The following is a 16,462-nucleotide window of genomic DNA, read 5'->3' on the forward strand; positions in this document are numbered from 1 at the left end:
GTTAGGCGGATCAGCGTTTCAGCGCGAAGCGGCGGCCGAGGCCGGCTCGGCTACCGCCTCGCTGTGCGCGCCGATGTCGTGCTTCTCGCCGCCCAGATCAATGTCGCCTCCCTGGCTCAGGATGAAAAGCGCGAGCGCGGCGAAGGCGGCGAAGCCGGCAATGATCTTCCACATGTCTCAATCCTCTGTTGATGAACGAGACGATTCTTGCGGGCTTTGCTGACAGCCAGCTGAGTTCAGTCCCATGGCCACTGCTGCCAGCCGCCCTGCCCGTCGCTGCAGCGCAGCTGGTGCTCAAGGGTCTGGAAGTTGACATGCAGGCTGGCCTCATGGACGCCGTCGGCACGCCAGCGCAGGGTCAGGTCTTGATCGTCACCGCTGCAGTCGAAGCTGCCGCCGAAGGCCGGGTGGCTGTTGCGCAGCCGTATCAGCGCCAGCAGGCGCTGCACGACCGGGCGCTGCAGATCGGCGGCGATCTCGGCCTCATCGTAGCGATGGCGGTTGATGTCGCGCCCGACCCCGCTGCGCGCCAGCAGCGCCATGTCGTTGTGGCCGGCCAGCAGGCCGACGTAGTAGACCTGCGGCACACCGGGCAGGAAGAACTGCAGCGCGCGGGCCAGCAGGTAGCGCGTGTCGTCGCGGCCCAGCGCGTCGTAGTAGCTGCAGTTGACCTGGTAGAGGTCCAGATTGGAGGCGGCCGCACCGGTGGCCTGGCGGCTGGTGCCGCCGCTGTTGAGATGGATGCGTTCGACCAGCGCGTCCAGCTCCGCCGGTGGCACCAGACCCGGCTGCCCCTCCCGGTCGCCGGCCTCGGCACCGATGTCGATGATGCCGATGCCGTCATGCGTGTCCAGCACCGTCAGCGCATTGCTCGGCCGCAGGGCGATCCAGCGCCGCAGCGGCGCGGCCGTGCCGAAGAAGAAGGCATGCAGTATCAGCGGCGGCAGCGCGAAGTCGTAGACCCAGTCGACCCGGGCGGCGATCTCGATCTGGCGCCGGTAGTGGGCGTGGATCTCGACCAGCACCTCGATGCCCAGCGCGCGTGCGCGGCCGGCAAACTCGGCAATAAAGTCGAAGGTCTGCGGCATCATGAAGCAGCTGGCACCGGCCTTCTTGATCGCATAGCCGACCGCATCCAGCCGCACCATGCGCACGCCGTTGCCGGCAAAGGTCTGCAGGATGCTGTCCAGGTAGGCCCGGCCCTGGGGATGGTGCACGGCAATGTCGATCTGGGCCGCGGTGAAGGTGGTCCAGAGGACTTTCTTCTGGCCGTTCTGCAGCGTGACCGTGCTCAGCGGCAGGCCCGGGCGCGGCCGGTAAACGGCCAGCAGATCCGCCTCGCTGGCGCCCTGCGGGAACACCGCATCCAGGCTCAGGAACAGGCCGGCATAGGGTGAGGCATCACCGCGCGCCGAATAGTCGAGGAACTGCGGCGAGGCGCTGGACATATGGTTGACGATCACATCGCCCATCACGTCCATCACCTCGGTCAGTGCCTTGATGTCGGTCCAGTCACCCAGGCGGGGGTCGACCCGGGTGTGATCGATCGGATCGAAGCCGGCGTCGGCACCATCGATCGCATGGAAGAAGGGCAGCAGGTGCACGCCACCGAACAGCCCGCCCAGCGCGCCGCCGGGCGCCAGCAGCGCGCGCAGGCGCTGCAGGTCGCGGCCATCGAGCCGGCCGCCGAGGCGGTCGACATAGGTAATCAGTTGGACTTGGTTTTTCATCGGTTTGAAGCGGTTTTTGGTTCGGCCGGCGAGGTCTGCACGCGCAGCACCGCGATGGCGGCGCACACCAGCAGCGCGCCGGCCAGGCGGATCACGTTGTCGGGCTGGCCGGCGAGCAGACTGCGATAGATCAGCGGCAGCGTCAGCATCTGGATCAGCATCGGGATCACGATGAACATATTGAAGATGCCCATATAGACCCCGGCGCGCTCCGGTGGGATGCTGCCGGCCAGCAGCACATAGGGGTTGCCCATGATGCTGGCCCAGGCCAGGCCCACGCCCAGCATGGGCAGCAGCAGCAGCCAGCGGTTCTGAATTTCCGGGATCGTCCACAGCCCGATGCCGGCCAGCACTAGGCACAGCGCGTGCACGCGCTTGGGGCCGAAGCGGCGCGTGAACGGCACCATCGCAAAGGCCGCGAGAAAGGCCACGAAGTTGTAGAAGCCGCCGATCTGGCCGTTCAGCAGACCGGCATCGCGAAAGCCCTGCGACAGCGGGTCGCTGCTGCCAAACATCGTCAGCGCCAGCGAGGGCACGATGTAGATCCAATAGCACATCATCGCGTACCACTGGAACAGCTTCATCCACCACAGCTGGCGCATGGCCCGCGGCATCTCGCGCAGCGCATCCCAGATCTCGGACAGCGCCGCAGCCAGGCCGCGCGGCTGGCCGCGCAGCCTCGCGATCTCCTCGGCCGGCAGCGCCAGCTCGGGCACGGTGCGCACCGACCACCAGACCGTCGTGACCGAGAACAGCGCTCCTATCATGAAGGCCGCCACGGTGATGCGCGGGATGTTGTTGCCGGCCAGGGCGTCCTTGTCCATGCCCAGCAGCACCAGCAGGGTCGGCGCCAGATAGGCCAGCGTCTGGGCCAGCCCGGTGAAGGCGCTCTGCGTCAGAAAGCCCAGCGAGTGCTGGCTGCGGTCCAGGCGGTCGGAGACATAGGCGCGGTAAGGCTCCATCGTCACGTTGTTGGCCGCATCGAGTATCCACAGCAGCCCGGCGGCGAACCACAGGGTCGGACTGAAGGGCATCACCAGCAGGCCCAGGCTGCACAGCAGCGCACCGATCAGGAAGTACGGTGTGCGCCGGCCCCAGCGGGTCACGGTGCGGTCGCTGAAAGCCCCGACCAGCGGCTGCACCAGCAGGCCCGTCATCGGCCCGGCCAGCCACAGCAGCGGCAGGCTGGCCTCGTCGGCGCCCAGATACTGGTAGATCGGGCTCATATTGCTCTGCTGCAGACCGAAGCTGAACTGGATGCCGAAGAAGCCGATGTTCATATTGACGATCTGCCAGAACGTCAGGCGTGGTTTGATGAGGCTCATGCGCACGCCCCCTGGCCCAGACGCTGCCGCCATGGCAGGAAGAAGGCATCGTCATCGGGAATCGGGCCGCGCTGGCCGCACAGCGCCGCCGCATAGCCGTTGGCCAGCGCCAGCGCGCGGTCCGGCGGCAGGCCGCTCAGCGTGGCCGCCATCAGCATGGCCGAGAAGCCGTCGCCGGCGCCCACCGTGTCGGCCAGCCGGGGCACGGCCACGCCGGCGCCCTCGGCCAGCAAGCCTCCCTCGGCATCGAAGGCCGCATAGCCGGCCGCGCCCCGGGTCAGGATCAGGCGCTGCAGGCCGAAGCGCTGCATCAGGCCGCGTACCGCGTCGCCCAGCGCTGCGGCCGGCCCCAGCGGGTCCGGGGCCGGCCCGGCCGGCGCGCCAAACCAGCCCAGCAAGCGATCCAGCTCCTCGTCGTTGACCTTGAGCCAATCGGCCCCGGCCAGCGAGAGCGCGGCCAGCTCGGGCGTGTCGGTGCCGCGGCGCAGGTTCAGGTCCAGATAGACCAGGCCGCCCAGCGCCCTCACCGTCCGGGCCTGCTCAAGAATGCTCAGGCGCGAGCGTTCGCCCCGCAGGGCCAGCGTGCCGAAGCAGAAGAAGCGCGCGTGCAGCGCCGTCAGCAGGGCCGGCGCCGGCTCGATGAAGTCCCAGGCCGCGGGCGCATGGATATGAAAGCTGTGGCCGCCCTCGGTCTCGCTGACCGTGACCCGGCCGGTCGGCCGGCTCGCATCCTGCTGCACACCCGCCAGGCCCATGCCGAAGCGCGCCAGGCTGGCGAGGACGGCCCGGGCACCGGCATCGCCCGCGCCCACGCGGGTCAGCAGCAGCACGCGATCCCCGCCCAGCAAGGCGGCCAGCGAACGTGCCAGATTGAAGGGGGCGCCGCCCGCCACCTGGCGATCGTGGAATTCATCCACCAGCGCTTCGCCGGCGACAACGACAGCCACGCGGGCCAGGTCTGCGGTCAGGATGGGCATGTCTGCGGCGTTCAGAAGCTGTACTTCAGTGTGGCGCGCAGCGTACGCCCGTTGAAGGCCCGCGCGGCATGCCCGTCGCCCTCGATCTCGGTATAGGCCAGCTTGTCGAAGAGATTGTTGGCCGAGACCGAGAGCAGGGTCTGCTCGTTGAACTGGTAGTTCACGAAGGCATTGACCAGGGTGTAGCCCTTCATCCGTATGGTATTGGCATCATCGCCATAGGACTTGCCGGAGCCGATCAGGGTCGCGCCGAGCTCCAGATCGCCAAAGCTGTAGCTCGGCGCCAGCTGATAGACGAAGCGGGCCTGGCGGCGCGGCTGCCGGCCGACCGCGGCCGCATCGCTGGAGGCCTTGATCTTGGCGTCGGTCAGGGTGGCGCCGCCGTTGATGCGGAAATTGCCCTGCGCATAGGCAGCCTCCAGCTCCAGGCCGCTGGCCTCGTATTTGTTGGCGCTGAAGGTCTGCGTCGTGAGCTCGTAGTTGCTTTCCTTGGTGCGGGCGCTGAACAGCGTCGCGAACAGGCTCAGCCCCTGGGCACGCCATTTGATGCCGCCCTCGAACTGATCGATCTCGTTGATGCTGATCGGCACCGAGCCATCCAGCGGATTGCCATAGAGCAGGCGGTCGGCGCTGAAGGCCGCGCCCTTGCTGATGCGGCCGAAGGCGGCCAGATTGCGGCCGATCGCGTAGTTGGCGCCCAGCGAATAGGCGTTGTGACTGAGCTTGTAGCGGATGTTCTTGCGGCTGGCCTCATCCCAGGTTTGCGTCACATTGTTGCCGGCCAGCGTGTAGCCGCGCGCCTTCTGCTCGTCACGCCGCAGGCTGACGTCCAGGATCAGCGCACCGAGCTCGACGGTGGCCGCCGCATAGGGCGAAGTCTCGGTGTAGTCGACATCCCAGTTGCGCACACAGCAGCCGCCCCAGGTGGTCCAGCCCAGTGCCACCGGTGCGCTGCTGGGCTGGCCGTTGGCATCCACCACCTGGGCGTTCTCGCCGTCCATCGTCAGCTTGTACTGGTTCCAGAACCATGTCTGCGCCACCGTCTGGCGGCCATAGAACAGACCGCCGACCAGGGTGGTCTTGGCCGTGCCGAGCTGCAGCACCTGGCTGAGCTTGAGATCGTTGAAGGTGTTGTCGAAGTTGTCGAGCGCGCTGTTGAACAAGGTGCCGGTGAAAGAGGCGGCCGCTCCGTTGCCACCGTTGTCGGCGGGGAACAGCGCCATGAAGCGGCCCGAGTTGCTGGCCGTGCGGAACTTCTCGTCGATGCGCAGGCCGCCTCCCAGATCCAGGCCGGCCTCGAAGCCGAGCGCCAGGCTCTTGACGCGCAGGCCGTCGCGGGTCTGGCTGGTGCTGAGGCCGCCGTCCTTGTTGTAGCCGGTGTCGCTGGGCAGGCTGGCGGTGAGGAAGAAGGCCGTGCGCGGGTCGATGCCGGGGATGGTGCGGATAGTGCCGTTGCTGACGGTCACCGGCACCGGCATGAAGGATGGCGTGCGGTCGTTCAGCGCCTTCAGACTCAGGCGCAGATAGCCGGCATCGATCTTCTGGGTGATGCTGGCCTTGATCTGCCCGCCCTGCTCCAGCGTCCGGCCGCTGGGGCGGCCGCCTTCGCCGACGCGCTGGAAGCCGCCGATATGGAAACTCGTGCCATTGCCGAGGCGGCCGCCGTAGTCGGCATCAATGCGCCACAGCCGGGTGTCCAGACCGGCCGTCAGGCCGATCGCCCCGCCCGCTTCGGCGCCGGTCTTGCTGATGAAGTTGATGATGCCGCCGGGCGAGTTCGAGGCCAGGGTCGAGGCCGAGCCGCCGCGTATCACCTCCAGCCGGTCGGTGCTGTAGTCGACGCGCAGGAACTGGTCGGCGGTGCCGAAGGCGATGTCGCCAAACAGCAGCACCGGCAGGCCGTCCTCCTGCATCTGCACATAGCGCGAGCCGCCGGCCGACAGCGGCACGCCGCGCACCGTGATATTGGCGTTGCCCTCGCCACCGCTGGACTCGGCACGCAGACCGGGAACGCCGCGCAGCAGTTCGGCGGCGTTGGTGGCGCCGCTCTTTTGCAACTGCTCCCCATCCATGCTGGAGACCGAGACGCTTTGCTGCATCTTGCTGCGCAGGGTCGAGGTGCCGGTGATCACGACCTGATCGAGCTTCAGGCCGTCGACGGCCGGCGGCGCATCGGCGGCCGCCGGGCTCTGGGCCCAGGCCGGCAGTTGCAGCACGGCCAATGTGACGGCGGCCAGCACCGGGCGGGTCCGCGGCGCGGCGCGGGCGGGAATGGGGGCGTTGTGCATAGTGTCTCCGTGGGGTGCCGGCCGGGACCCGTGCCCTTGTGCCGGTTGTTATTCGAGACCGCCGGGCCGCTCGCGCCATGCTGGGGCCAGATGCACCGTTGCCGTCTCGTTGGGCACCATTCTGGTTTTATTGCAATCGATTGCAAACAAGGGAAAACGCTTACTATCAGGCATTGAATGCCAGTCATTCAGAACTTATTGCAATCGATGGTCAAACCGTGCTACGGCGCACGATCAGCTCGACATCGAGGGTGCGCGAGCTGGCCCGTTCGCCACGCAGCTGCGCCGTCAGCGCGGCCACCAGTTCGGCGCCCGCCTCGGCCACCGGCTGATGCACGGTGCTCAGCGGCGGCTCGCAGTAGGCGGCCAGCGGCATGTCGTCATAGCCGACCACGGCCACGTCCTCGGGCACGCGCCGGCCCTGGGCGCGCAGCACCTGAATCGCCTGCAGCGCGAGCAGGTCGCTGCAGGCGAGCACCGCATCCACGTCCGGCATCTGTGGCAGCCAGCGCTCCAGCACCGCGCGAGCGCCGACCGGCTCGAAGGGCAGCGCCAGCTCCAGCGCGGCATCGGGGCTCAGGCCGGCCTCGGCCAGCGCCTGGTGATGGCCCTCGCGGCGCAACCAGACCTCGGGCAGTTGTGCATCGCCGAGGAAGGCCAGCCGCCGCCGGCCCAGGCCCAGCAGGTGGCGGGTCGCCTGCAGCCCCCCGGCGCGGTTGTCGCCGCCGACGCTGCAGTACAGCTGCTGCGGCAGCGCCCCACCCCACACCACCAGCGGCAGTTGGCGTGCGGCCAGCGCGTTGAGCTGATCGTGGTGACGCCACTGGCCGATCATCAGCACCGCGATGGCCTTGCCGGAATCGTAGAATTGCGCGGCCAGATCCAGGTGCTCGGCATCGACGCGCGACAGCAGCATGTCGTAGCCCTGGTCGGTCAGCGCGTCGGCAATGCTGCCGATCAGGGCGAGGAAGAAGGGGTCGGAAATGTGCTGGCGCGAGCTGGCCTCGTAAGGCAGGACCACCGCCACCGTGCGGTTCTTCTGCAGCCGCAGGTTCTGCGCGCCCAGATTGATCGAGTAGTTCAACGAGCGCGCGAGCTCCGCCACGCGCGTGCGCGTCTCGTCATTGACCAGCGAACTGCCGTTGAGCGCGCGCGACACGGTCGAGACCGAGACACCGGCCAGCCGCGCAATATCGGCCATCTGCAGGCGGCGCTGTTCGGCCGGGCTGTTTGCTTTCTTTGAAGGGCGCTCGGACATGGGCGGGGATTGTGCCGCAGCAAAAAAAGAGCGGCCCGCACAGTCCGTGTCAAAACGGCTGCGAAGGGCGCCAAGAGCAAAGCGCTCCGAGTTTCTCGGAGCGCTTTTGTTTGGGCGCGCGCGAGGTGTCCATTGGAGCGTATTGCGTGACGGTGGGCTGAACAGCCGAAGCCTTGTGTCGGACCGCAACAAACACTGGCACCGGCATCACATAGCTAGCTTTTGCAACATTTGCTGCCCACCCAGCACCGCCAGTGCCCGTTTGACGTTGTAGGCCAGTGTCGCCAACGCGATCTCCGCGCCGGCCCCCGTCAGGCCTCGCATCAGGAAGCGGGGCTTCTCGAAGATGTGGAACTTCAGGGCCGCAAACGGGTGTTCGACGGTGCAGCGGCGCAGCCTCATCGCCTGGGGTGTAGCGCGCTGGTGGATGCGCTGCAATGCCTCTTCGTAGAGATGGCGACTGAGCGTGCGCCGTGGGGCCTGCGTGCAGCGCGCCTTCATCGCGCAAGCGCCGCAATCGCCGGGCTGCGCTGCATAGATCACGACCTTACCCGCCCGATGCAACTGCTTGCGCTGCAGCAGTTTGTCTGCCGGGCAGACGTAGGCGTCAGCCTGTGCGTCGTAGGTGAAGCGGCCTTGGTCGAACAAGTCCCCCTCGCCCTGGTTGTTGACCGCGCGCTTGACGGGGACATGCACCCGCACGCCTTGATCCTCCAGCGCCTGCGCCTGTTCGCCATTGGCATAGCCCGCATCCGCCACCAGCTTGAGCTCCGTGCCGCCCAGGGTCTGCTGCGCCGATTCGCCCATGCGCTGCAGGCAGCCGTTGTCACCCGCCTGCGCGTTGACCTCGTGGGCCACGATCAGGGCATGCTCGGCGTCGACGGCGGTCTGTACGTTGTAGCCCGGGCCCTTGCCCTTGAGCACTACAGCCTCGGGCTCGGTGCTCACGTAGCGCTGCTTGTCGCTGTCCACCTTCGCCAGCTCGGCCTGCTGTAGCTGCAGCCGCGCCAGCGCCTGGCGCAGCGCCTGAGCGTCCAGCTCCGCCTCGCCTTGCTGCTGGTCGGCCGCCTCCAACTCCTGCAGGTACTGCGCAATGCGCTGCTCCAGCTTGGCCTGCAGTTCGGCCCGCTGGACCTCGTCCAGGATGGCCTTGCCGCTGGCCACGGCCTGGAACTTCGTCCCGTCCACGGCCACCCACTCTCCGCGGATCAGACCGGCTTCGGCGCAAAAGCGCACGAACTCGGCCCCGGCTCGGCGTAGCGGCTGCGCGTTGCAGCGACGGAACTCGGCAATGGTCTTGTGGTCGGGCGTGAGCCGGTGCAGCAGCCACATCAGTTCGATGTTGCGCTGGCACTCCCGCTCCAGACGCCTCGATGAGCGCAACCGATTGAGGTAGCCGTACAGGTACAACATCAGCAGGTCCGCCGGGTCGTACGGCGGGCGGCCTGTGGCCTTGCTGTGGGCTCGAGCAAAACCCAGCGCCTTCAGGTCCAGCCGCGCCACGAACGCCGCGATCACCCGGCACACATGCTCCGGTCCGATCAACTCGTCCAGCGACACCGGAAACAGGCTGCCCTGGTCTCGACTCTGTCCTTGCACGTAGCCCATAAGAACAATGCCCTGCAACTTGCGTTGCAGGGCATTGTCTTCAGGCCTTCAGCTTAGCGTCAGAGTATTGACACGGACTGCGCAGGCCGCTCTCCTCACTTCAGACGGTCAGACCATCTCAGTCGCGGGCGTAGATGTCCACGTCCTTGGTCTCCTTGACGAAGATCATGCCGATCACGAAGCTCATGCCGGCGATCACGATCGGGTACCAGAGGCCGTGATAGATATTGCCGTTCTGCGCCACCATCGCGAAGGTGATCGAAGGCAGCATGCCGCCGAACCAGCCGTTGCCGATGTGGTACGGCAGGCTCATCGAGGTGTAGCGGATGCGGGTCGGGAACATCTCGACCAGCATCGCGGCGATCGGGCCGTAGACCATGGTCACATAGATCACCAGAATGGTCAGGATCGCCACGACCAGCGGCTTGTTGACCTTGGCCGGATCGGCCTTGGGCGGGTAGCCGGCGGCCTTCAGCGCATCGGCCAACTCCTTCTTGAAGGCGGCGATGTTCTTCTTGCTGGCGTCGTCGAAGCTGTAGCCGTCGGCGGTGCGGGTGGCGTTCAGCGAGCTGACGACCTTGTCGCCGATCTTGATGCTGGCGACGGTGCCGGCCGGGCCTGCAACCGTCTCGTAGCTGGCGGCCGACTGTGCCAGCGCACGCTTGGCGATGTCGCAGGAGCTGGCGAAGTCCACTTCCTTGGCGACCGGGCTGCCCTGGAAGGAGCAGGCGGCCGGATCCACCGTCACGACGATCTGGGCCGTCGCCTGGGCGCGGGCCAGGTCGGGGTTGGCGGCGGCGGTCAGCGCCTTGAACAGCGGGAAGTAGGTCACGATGGCCAGCAGCAGGCCGGCCATGATGATGGGCTTGCGGCCGATCTTGTCAGACAGCGTGCCGAACAGCAGGAAGAAGGGCGTGCCGATGATCAGCGAGACCGCCACCATCACATTGGCCGTCGAGCCGTCCACCTTCAGCACGCTGGTCAGGAAGAACAGCGCATAGAACTGGCCCGAATACCAGACCACGCCCTGGCCGGCGACCAGGCCGAACAGCGCCAGCAGCACGATCTTCAGGTTCTTCCACTGGCCGAAGGACTCGGACAGCGGCGCCTTCGAGGTCTTGCCCTCGGACTTCATCTTCTGGAAGGCCGGCGACTCGTTCATCGACAAGCGGATCCAGACGCTGATGGCCAGCATCACGACCGAGAGGATGAAGGGCACGCGCCAGCCCCAGTCGGCAAAGGCTTCCTCGCCGATCAGGGTGCGGGTGCCCAGGATCACCATCAGCGACAGGAACAGGCCCAGGGTCGCGGTGGTCTGGATCCAGGAGGTGTAGGCGCCACGCTTGCCCTGCGGCGCATGCTCGGCCACATAGGTGGCGGCACCGCCGTACTCACCGCCCAGCGCCAGACCCTGCAGCATGCGCAGCAGGACCAGGATCACCGGGGCGGCCACGCCGATGGTGGCGTAGGTGGGCAGGATGCCGACGATGAAGGTCGACAGGCCCATGATCAGGATGGTCACCAGGAAGGTGTACTTGCGGCCGATCATGTCGCCCAGCCGGCCGAACACCAGCGCGCCGAAGGGGCGCACGATGAAGCCGGCGGCAAAAGCCATCAGCGAGGCGATGAAGGCCGCCTGCGGATCCAGGCCCGAGAAGAACTGCTTGGCGATGATGGCCGCCAGCGAGCCATAGAGATAGAAGTCGTACCACTCGAACACCGTGCCCAGTGAGGAGGCGAAGATGACCTTCTTCTCCTCCCGGGTCATCGGTGTCTTGGCGGTCGATACTGCGCTTGCAGTGGCCATGATGCTTGTCTCCGATATGTTGCGAAGGACCACCGACCGGTGATCCATGGCGCGACTATCGGAGCCGGCTCTGACCCTCGTCTGACGCGGCGCTGAACGCTGGCTGACGAAACCCGCTGCAACCCTAGGTTTTCATTTCTCGATGTGAGATGAGAGCCCTGGGCAGGGTAAGCACCGAGACGGGCTCAGTGGCGGCGCACGACGCCGGCGCGCTTGGCTCCGGCCGCTTCCCAGGCGCCGCTGGCAAACCAGGGATCGCCCTTCAGATAGGCGGCCAGCATCGGCAGCGCGTCCAGGCCCCAGAACAGCCGCCCGTCCACGGCGATCGTCGGCACCCCGAACACACCCGCCTTCAGCGCCTGCTCGGTGGCCTGGCGCAATTGCTCCTTGATCACCTCGCTGCCCGGATCGCGGGCCGGAGCCAGGTCTTGCGTCAGCGCGGCCAGGCGCTCGGGGTTGACGGCATCGGCACCGGCCGAGCGCCAGACATGGTGCAGGATCTTCTCGACCACCAGCCGATTCGGCGTGCCCAGCGGCTGCGCGCCGCAGGCCCAGGCCAGGCGCAGCAGCGGCAGCGGGTTGAAGGGATGCTGGGCCGGCGTGTCCAGCGGGATGTTCAGCTGGTGGGCCAGCCAGGCCACCTGGCGGAAGGTCCATTGGCGCTTGCTCTCGATCTCGGCCGGCCCCTTCTGGCCGATCGCATGCAGCAGGGCCGCGAACAGCACCGGCCGGTACTCGACCGTGTAGCTGCAGCCCACCAGCGCCTCCGGCAGGCGGTCGAAGGCCAGGGCCGCATAGGGCGAGACGGGGTCGAAATAAAAGGTCAGGTGTTTCATCAGGGGCCGTCCGTGGAGGCTGCTGCGGTGAAGATGCCCTGCTCGATCAGCGCGGCGCGGCGCTCGGGCAGGCGGGCCAGGATGGCCAGGCGGGTGGCGTCGTCGGCCCTGGACCAGGCCGCGATCTCGGCAATGGTGCGCGCGCAGCCCTCGCACCAGCCGCTCGCCTCATGCATCTTGCAGACATTGCTGCAAGGCGACGGGACGCTGGAAACAAGCACGGCGTTCATATCGCTGCCTGCACAGGCAAGACCACATCGATCACCGGCGCCTCGGTCAGCGCCGCCAGCTCGGCCGGCGTCATCTTGAACACGCCATTCGGATGGCCGGCGGCGGCCCAGATCACGTCGAAGCGGAACAGCTCCTGGTCGACGAAGAGCAGCGGCGCGGCCGCCCCCTCGATGGGCGCGAAACCCAGCGGCGAGACGCCGCCGATGGAAAAACCGGTGCGCGCCTTCACATAGTCGGCATCGGCGCGGCCCAGCGGGCCGGTCAGTTCCTTGAGCTTCTTCTCGTCCACGCGCCGGTCGCCCGAGGCGATCACCAGCACCGCCTGCTCGTCCGTCTTGCGGCGAAACACCACCGACTTGGCGATCTGACCCAGGCTCACGCCCAGCGCGTCGGCCGCCTCCTGCGAGGTGCGGGCGGCCACCTCCAGCCATAGCGGCGCGTGGGCATGCTGCCTGGCGGCCAGCGCGGCGCTGACGCGCAAAAAGCCTTCGGGGCGGACGGGATCGGGGGTTCTTGCTTGCATGCGCCGCATTGTCGCGCAGCTCGCGGGCGGCGCCTCGCGCCGGTTCAGCCGCCGTGATCGAAGAAGGCGTGGCCGCAGTGCTGGCGCTTGGCGTCATACATGGCCGCATCGGCGCTTCTGAGCAAGGCTGCGCTGCTGCTGCCGTCGCCCGGGTAGAGCGCGATGCCGATGCTGGGCTTGATCTGCAGGGTCAGCGCGCCGATGCTCAACGGTGCGGACACCGCGTCAAAGAGCTTGCCCGCCAGCGCGCTCAGCTGCGGCCGGCCCAGCGCCGGCCCCATGCGCAGGCAGGCAAACTCGTCGCCGCCCAGGCGGCTGAACATGTCCTCGCTGCGCACCACCCGGGCCAGGCGCAGAGCCACCACCTTCAGCACCTCGTCACCAACCTCATGGCTGTGCTGGTCGTTGATCTGCTTGAAGTCGTCCAGGTCCAGATAGAACAGCGCCAGCGTGATGTCCGGCGACTCCAGATGGGCCAGCGCATGGTCCAGGCGCTCGCTGAAATAGCGCCGGTTCGGCAGGCCGGTCAGACCGTCGTGCATGGCCAGATGGCGTGCCTTGCGTTCCTCGTCCTGGGTGCCGGCCAGTTCGGCGCGCGCCGAGGCCAGCGCGCTCTGCGCGTCGAACAGCTGCAGCTCCAGCGCGCCGCTGCGGGCCAGTTCCTGGAGCAGCGTCGCATGCAGCTGATCCAGCGCGGCCGCGCATTCCAGCACGCCGGCCTGGACCTGGCTCGCGCGCACCGGTGCGCTCAGCAGCGTGCGCACCGTCAGGCGCTCGCCGACCAGCGCCCTCAACCTGAGCTTCACCGCAGCGAACAGCTCGTCCCAGTCGCACAGGCGGATGTCGCCCACCGGCGCCGCCCGGGCGCCATCGCCTTGCAACAGGTCCGGCATCGCCTGGCGATACTCGGGACGCGCAAAGCGCGGGCTGGAACCTTCGGAACTAAGCATCGACATGACTCCAGACAGTGATCGAAGAACGGAGCACAGCGCCTGGCGCCGCCCTCGACGGAGACACAGCGGCCAACGCCGGTATTGGGCAAAGCCCGTCGCACAGCGTCTGTGCGCCACCGCACACAGGCCGCGCCGGCGCTGCGGCAGGGCAACACCTGGTGAAGCCCGGTGAAGCAAGCCTAGAGCTGGGCCGCATAAGACCGCCGATCCGTGCCATAGCAGCTGCAGGCGGCCGCTTCCAGGCCGGGCCTGTCCAGCACCGTCAGCTCGCCGCGGCGGTAGCTGATCAGGCCCTGGCGCTGCAGCACGCCCGCCGCCACCGTGATGCCGACCCGGCGCACGCCCAGCATATAGGCGAGGAACTCATGGGTGACATGAAAGCGCACCGCGTGGGCGCGGTCCTGGCTCATCAGCAGCCAGCGCGCCAGCCGCGGCGCGATCATATGAAAGCGCAGGCAGGCCGAGGCGGTGGCCAGCTGGGCCATCAGCACATACAGATAACGGTCCAGGCTGCGCTGCAGCGCCGGGCTGTCCGCCAACTCGCGCCGGAACGGCGCCACCGCGACCCGCCAGGCAAGACCCGGCCCCTGCACCAGGGCGCGCAGCGGCGAGGTCGCCACGCCCAGGGCCAGATGCACGCCCAGCATGCCTTCGCGCCCGACCATGCCGACCTCCAGCCCCGGGTGGTGATCGACCTGGGTCACCAACGAGATGAAGCCGTCGACCGGGAAGTAGACATGACGCGTCGGCGCGCCGTGCTCACACAGCACCTCGGCCAGCGCCAGCTCGACCGGCTCGCACAAGGCCTGCAGACGCAGGCGGCCCTGCTGAGGCAGTTCGGCGATCAGATGATTTTCGGCAGACATGCGTGGCAGATTCCAGGTGGAGGTCTTGCCGCCAGCATGCGCAGCGCAGTGGGTGCGCGTCTGTACGTTGCCGAACCTTGGCACGGGTGCGCTGTCGCACAGACCGTAGGGTCGCTCGGCTCTAGCCTGGGGGCAGAACCTGAGGAGCTCATGCGCCTATTCAACATCGAACACAGCCGCCGGGCCTATCGAGCCGATTTCGCCCTCTACGGCCTCTCCTGCCTGCTGCTGTCGGCCATCTTGCTTCTGGCCGGCCCGCCCGAGCAGAGCCTGCGTTTGCTCGGGCTCGCGGTGGCCGGACTGGCGGGCTGGACCCTGCTCGAATATGTCTTGCATCGCTTTGTGCTGCACGGCCTGCCGCCCTTCAAGCGCTGGCATGCCGAGCATCATCGCCGGCCCCGCGCGCTGATCTGCACGCCGACCCTGCTCAGCGCCACGCTGGTCGTTTCACTGGTGTTCGTTCCGGCCCTGTTGCTGGGCGACTGGTGGCAGGCCTGCGCGCTGACCGTCGGCCTGCTCAGCGGTTACCTGATCTATGCACTGACCCATCATGCGCTGCACCACCACGGCCGCTCCGGCCAAAGCTGGCTGCAGCGGCGCCGGCTTTGGCATGCGCTACATCACGGCTCCGGGCATACGCTGCAGCACCAGCCCGGGCACTACGGCGTGACCAGCGCGTTCTGGGACCATGTCTTCGGCAGCGCCGAGAACCCGCGCTGAGCGGCGGGATGACGCGCTCAGCTGGCCTTGCGGTCGGGCAGCAGGCGGTCGTACTCGGCTTTGACCACCGCATAGCACTCGCAAGTGCGCGACTCCAGACCGGTGCGATCCAGCACCGAGATGCGGCCGCGCGCGTAGCGGATCAGGCCGGCCTTCTGCAGCTTCAGCGCGCCCTCGGTCACGCCCTCGCGGCGCACGCCCAGCATATTGGCGATCAGCTCCTGGGTCATCACCAGCTCGTTGCCGTCCAGCCTGTCCAGGCTCAGCAGCAGCCAGCGGCACAGCTGCTGGTCCAGCGAATGGTGGCGATTGCAGACGGCGGTCTGCGCCATCTGCGTGATCAGGGCCTGGGTGTAGCGCAGCAGCAGATGCATCACCGGCCCGGCGCGGTTGAACTCATCCTTCATATGCTGCGAGTGCAGCCGATAGCCCTGGCCGGCGCTCTGCACCACAGCGCGGCTGGGCGTCGAGCCGCCGCCCATGAACAGCGAGATGCCGACCAGGCCCTCATAGCCCACCACCGCGATCTCGGCCGAGGCACCGTCTTCCAGCACGTAGAGCAGGGACACGATGGCCGTGGTCGGAAAGTACACATGGCTCAAGGTGCCGCCGGACTCGTAGACCACTTCGCCCAAGGGCAATTCGACCGCTTCGAGCAGCGGCTGCCAGCGCAGCCACTCCGCCTCGGGCAAGGCAGCCAGCAGGCGGTTGTGGCGGGGATCGGGCGCTGAGGCCATCGGGAACTCCATGCAAAGCAAGAGACCCGACGCTGTCAGGCCCTGATTTGACTATACGCAGTCGCTCCCGATTGATATGTACGCTATCGAACATAGTGAGCAGCCATGTGGGCCAGCGCACAGACGACGCCGCGGCCAGCGGCTAAAAACACAGACCCTGCACGGCCGGCACGGTGCCCCAGGACGCGACACGGCGCTTGGTCCTACACGGGACGGGGCCGGCCGTCCGACAGACGGCCACGGCCGCGCTGCCTACGATGAAACACGCCACGGGCCCTGCTCGCGGCCCTCTTGCGAGAGCGCCAGCGGCGCGCTCGTTTCTGCCACACGATTGCCGTCGGGCCCAGCAAGCCCGGCGGGCGGAGCCTTCGATGAACACACCGAACTGGAGCACCTCGTCCTATGGCGACAGCACCGACACCTCGCCGATGGAGCTGTCCTCGCTGGGCGAGCACCTGAGCCTGTGCCGCCGCATGAGCGGCCGCCTGTTTGGCCTGCGCTGCGGCGCCGAGCTGCTGCACCGCTTCGTCGCCGCACGCCTGGTCACCAGCCTGGTGCTGCTGGCCGCCCTGATCGCCGCCAGCACCCTGCTGTATTGAGCGC

General features: G+C 67.6%; 16 protein-coding genes. 2 read left to right on the top strand and 14 right to left on the bottom strand.

All coding sequences use genetic code 11. From position 1 onward, the window contains the following. Positions 1-18: 18 nt before the first annotated feature. The 13 genes from O5M90_RS05150 to O5M90_RS05210 all read right to left on the bottom strand — a co-directional run bounded on the left by O5M90_RS05150 (position 19) and on the right by O5M90_RS05210 (position 14,402). Positions 19-174, bottom strand: a complete 156-nt coding sequence (locus O5M90_RS05150; RefSeq protein WP_171018177.1) for a hypothetical protein — start codon at positions 172-174, stop codon at positions 19-21. 62 nt (positions 175-236) lie between these two features. Beyond that, positions 237-1,730 (bottom strand): sucrose phosphorylase, encoded by a 1,494-nt coding sequence (gene gtfA, locus O5M90_RS05155; protein ID WP_440401846.1) that lies wholly within the window; start codon positions 1,728-1,730, stop codon positions 237-239. Then, positions 1,727-3,055, bottom strand: a complete 1,329-nt coding sequence (locus O5M90_RS05160; protein WP_262970516.1) for an MFS transporter — start codon at positions 3,053-3,055, stop codon at positions 1,727-1,729. Before O5M90_RS05160 ends, gtfA begins: the two co-directional genes overlap by 4 nt. After that, the gene (locus O5M90_RS05165; RefSeq protein ID WP_440401847.1) at positions 3,052-4,032 is read right to left on the bottom strand and encodes a PfkB family carbohydrate kinase; all 981 of its coding nucleotides are present in this window, start codon (positions 4,030-4,032) and stop codon (positions 3,052-3,054) included. Before O5M90_RS05165 ends, O5M90_RS05160 begins: the two co-directional genes overlap by 4 nt. Positions 4,033-4,043: 11 nt before the next feature. Then, positions 4,044-6,320 carry a TonB-dependent receptor gene (locus tag O5M90_RS05170; protein WP_269840238.1) on the bottom strand — a complete coding sequence of 759 codons (2,277 nt, stop codon included), beginning with the start codon at positions 6,318-6,320 and terminating at the stop codon, positions 4,044-4,046. A 211-nt stretch (positions 6,321-6,531) separates the two neighbouring features. Further along, complete coding sequence (locus O5M90_RS05175) at positions 6,532-7,578, bottom strand: LacI family DNA-binding transcriptional regulator (protein WP_269840239.1); 1,047 nt, start codon at positions 7,576-7,578, stop codon at positions 6,532-6,534. Between the two features lie 207 nt (positions 7,579-7,785). Beyond that, positions 7,786-9,186 (bottom strand): IS1182 family transposase, encoded by a 1,401-nt coding sequence (locus O5M90_RS05180; RefSeq protein WP_262968893.1) that lies wholly within the window; start codon positions 9,184-9,186, stop codon positions 7,786-7,788. 118 nt (positions 9,187-9,304) lie between these two features. Continuing rightward, positions 9,305-10,993 carry an MFS transporter gene (locus tag O5M90_RS05185; protein WP_262970511.1) on the bottom strand — a complete coding sequence of 563 codons (1,689 nt, stop codon included), beginning with the start codon at positions 10,991-10,993 and terminating at the stop codon, positions 9,305-9,307. Positions 10,994-11,178: 185 nt separating this feature from the next. Continuing rightward, on the bottom strand, positions 11,179-11,829 hold the full coding sequence (locus tag O5M90_RS05190; RefSeq protein ID WP_137942061.1) for a 2-hydroxychromene-2-carboxylate isomerase: 651 nt from the start codon (positions 11,827-11,829) through the stop codon (positions 11,179-11,181). Next, a complete protein-coding gene (locus O5M90_RS05195) occupies positions 11,829-12,059 on the bottom strand; it encodes a DUF1289 domain-containing protein (protein WP_137942060.1) in 231 nt (76 codons plus the stop codon). The genes O5M90_RS05190 and O5M90_RS05195 overlap by 1 nt, the downstream gene beginning before the upstream one ends. After that, complete coding sequence (locus O5M90_RS05200) at positions 12,056-12,583, bottom strand: YbaK/EbsC family protein (RefSeq protein WP_137942059.1); 528 nt, start codon at positions 12,581-12,583, stop codon at positions 12,056-12,058. Before O5M90_RS05200 ends, O5M90_RS05195 begins: the two co-directional genes overlap by 4 nt. A gap of 44 nt (positions 12,584-12,627) precedes the next feature. Next, positions 12,628-13,533, bottom strand: coding sequence for a GGDEF domain-containing protein (locus O5M90_RS05205; protein ID WP_269840240.1), 906 nt, complete (start codon positions 13,531-13,533; stop codon positions 12,628-12,630). A 182-nt stretch (positions 13,534-13,715) separates the two neighbouring features. Beyond that, positions 13,716-14,402: a Crp/Fnr family transcriptional regulator gene (locus O5M90_RS05210; RefSeq protein WP_262970509.1), complete on the bottom strand. Its 687-nt coding sequence runs from the start codon at positions 14,400-14,402 to the stop codon at positions 13,716-13,718. A gap of 150 nt (positions 14,403-14,552) precedes the next feature. Here O5M90_RS05210 and O5M90_RS05215 point away from each other — a divergent pair, with 150 nt between their 5' ends. Next, on the top strand, positions 14,553-15,122 hold the full coding sequence (locus tag O5M90_RS05215) for a sterol desaturase family protein (protein WP_262970508.1): 570 nt from the start codon (positions 14,553-14,555) through the stop codon (positions 15,120-15,122). A 17-nt stretch (positions 15,123-15,139) separates the two neighbouring features. Here the strand turns inward: O5M90_RS05215 and O5M90_RS05220 are convergent, their stop codons facing one another. Next, positions 15,140-15,859: a Crp/Fnr family transcriptional regulator gene (locus O5M90_RS05220; protein WP_262970507.1), complete on the bottom strand. Its 720-nt coding sequence runs from the start codon at positions 15,857-15,859 to the stop codon at positions 15,140-15,142. Between the two features lie 371 nt (positions 15,860-16,230). Between O5M90_RS05220 and O5M90_RS05225 the strand changes: the two genes are divergently transcribed. Continuing rightward, a complete protein-coding gene (locus tag O5M90_RS05225) occupies positions 16,231-16,458 on the top strand; it encodes a hypothetical protein (RefSeq protein WP_137942055.1) in 228 nt (75 codons plus the stop codon). Positions 16,459-16,462 lie beyond the last annotated feature (4 nt).

It is taken from the genome of Paucibacter sp. M5-1 (assembly GCF_027498415.2).
Taxonomy (GTDB): Bacteria; Pseudomonadota; Gammaproteobacteria; order Burkholderiales; family Burkholderiaceae_C; genus Roseateles_E.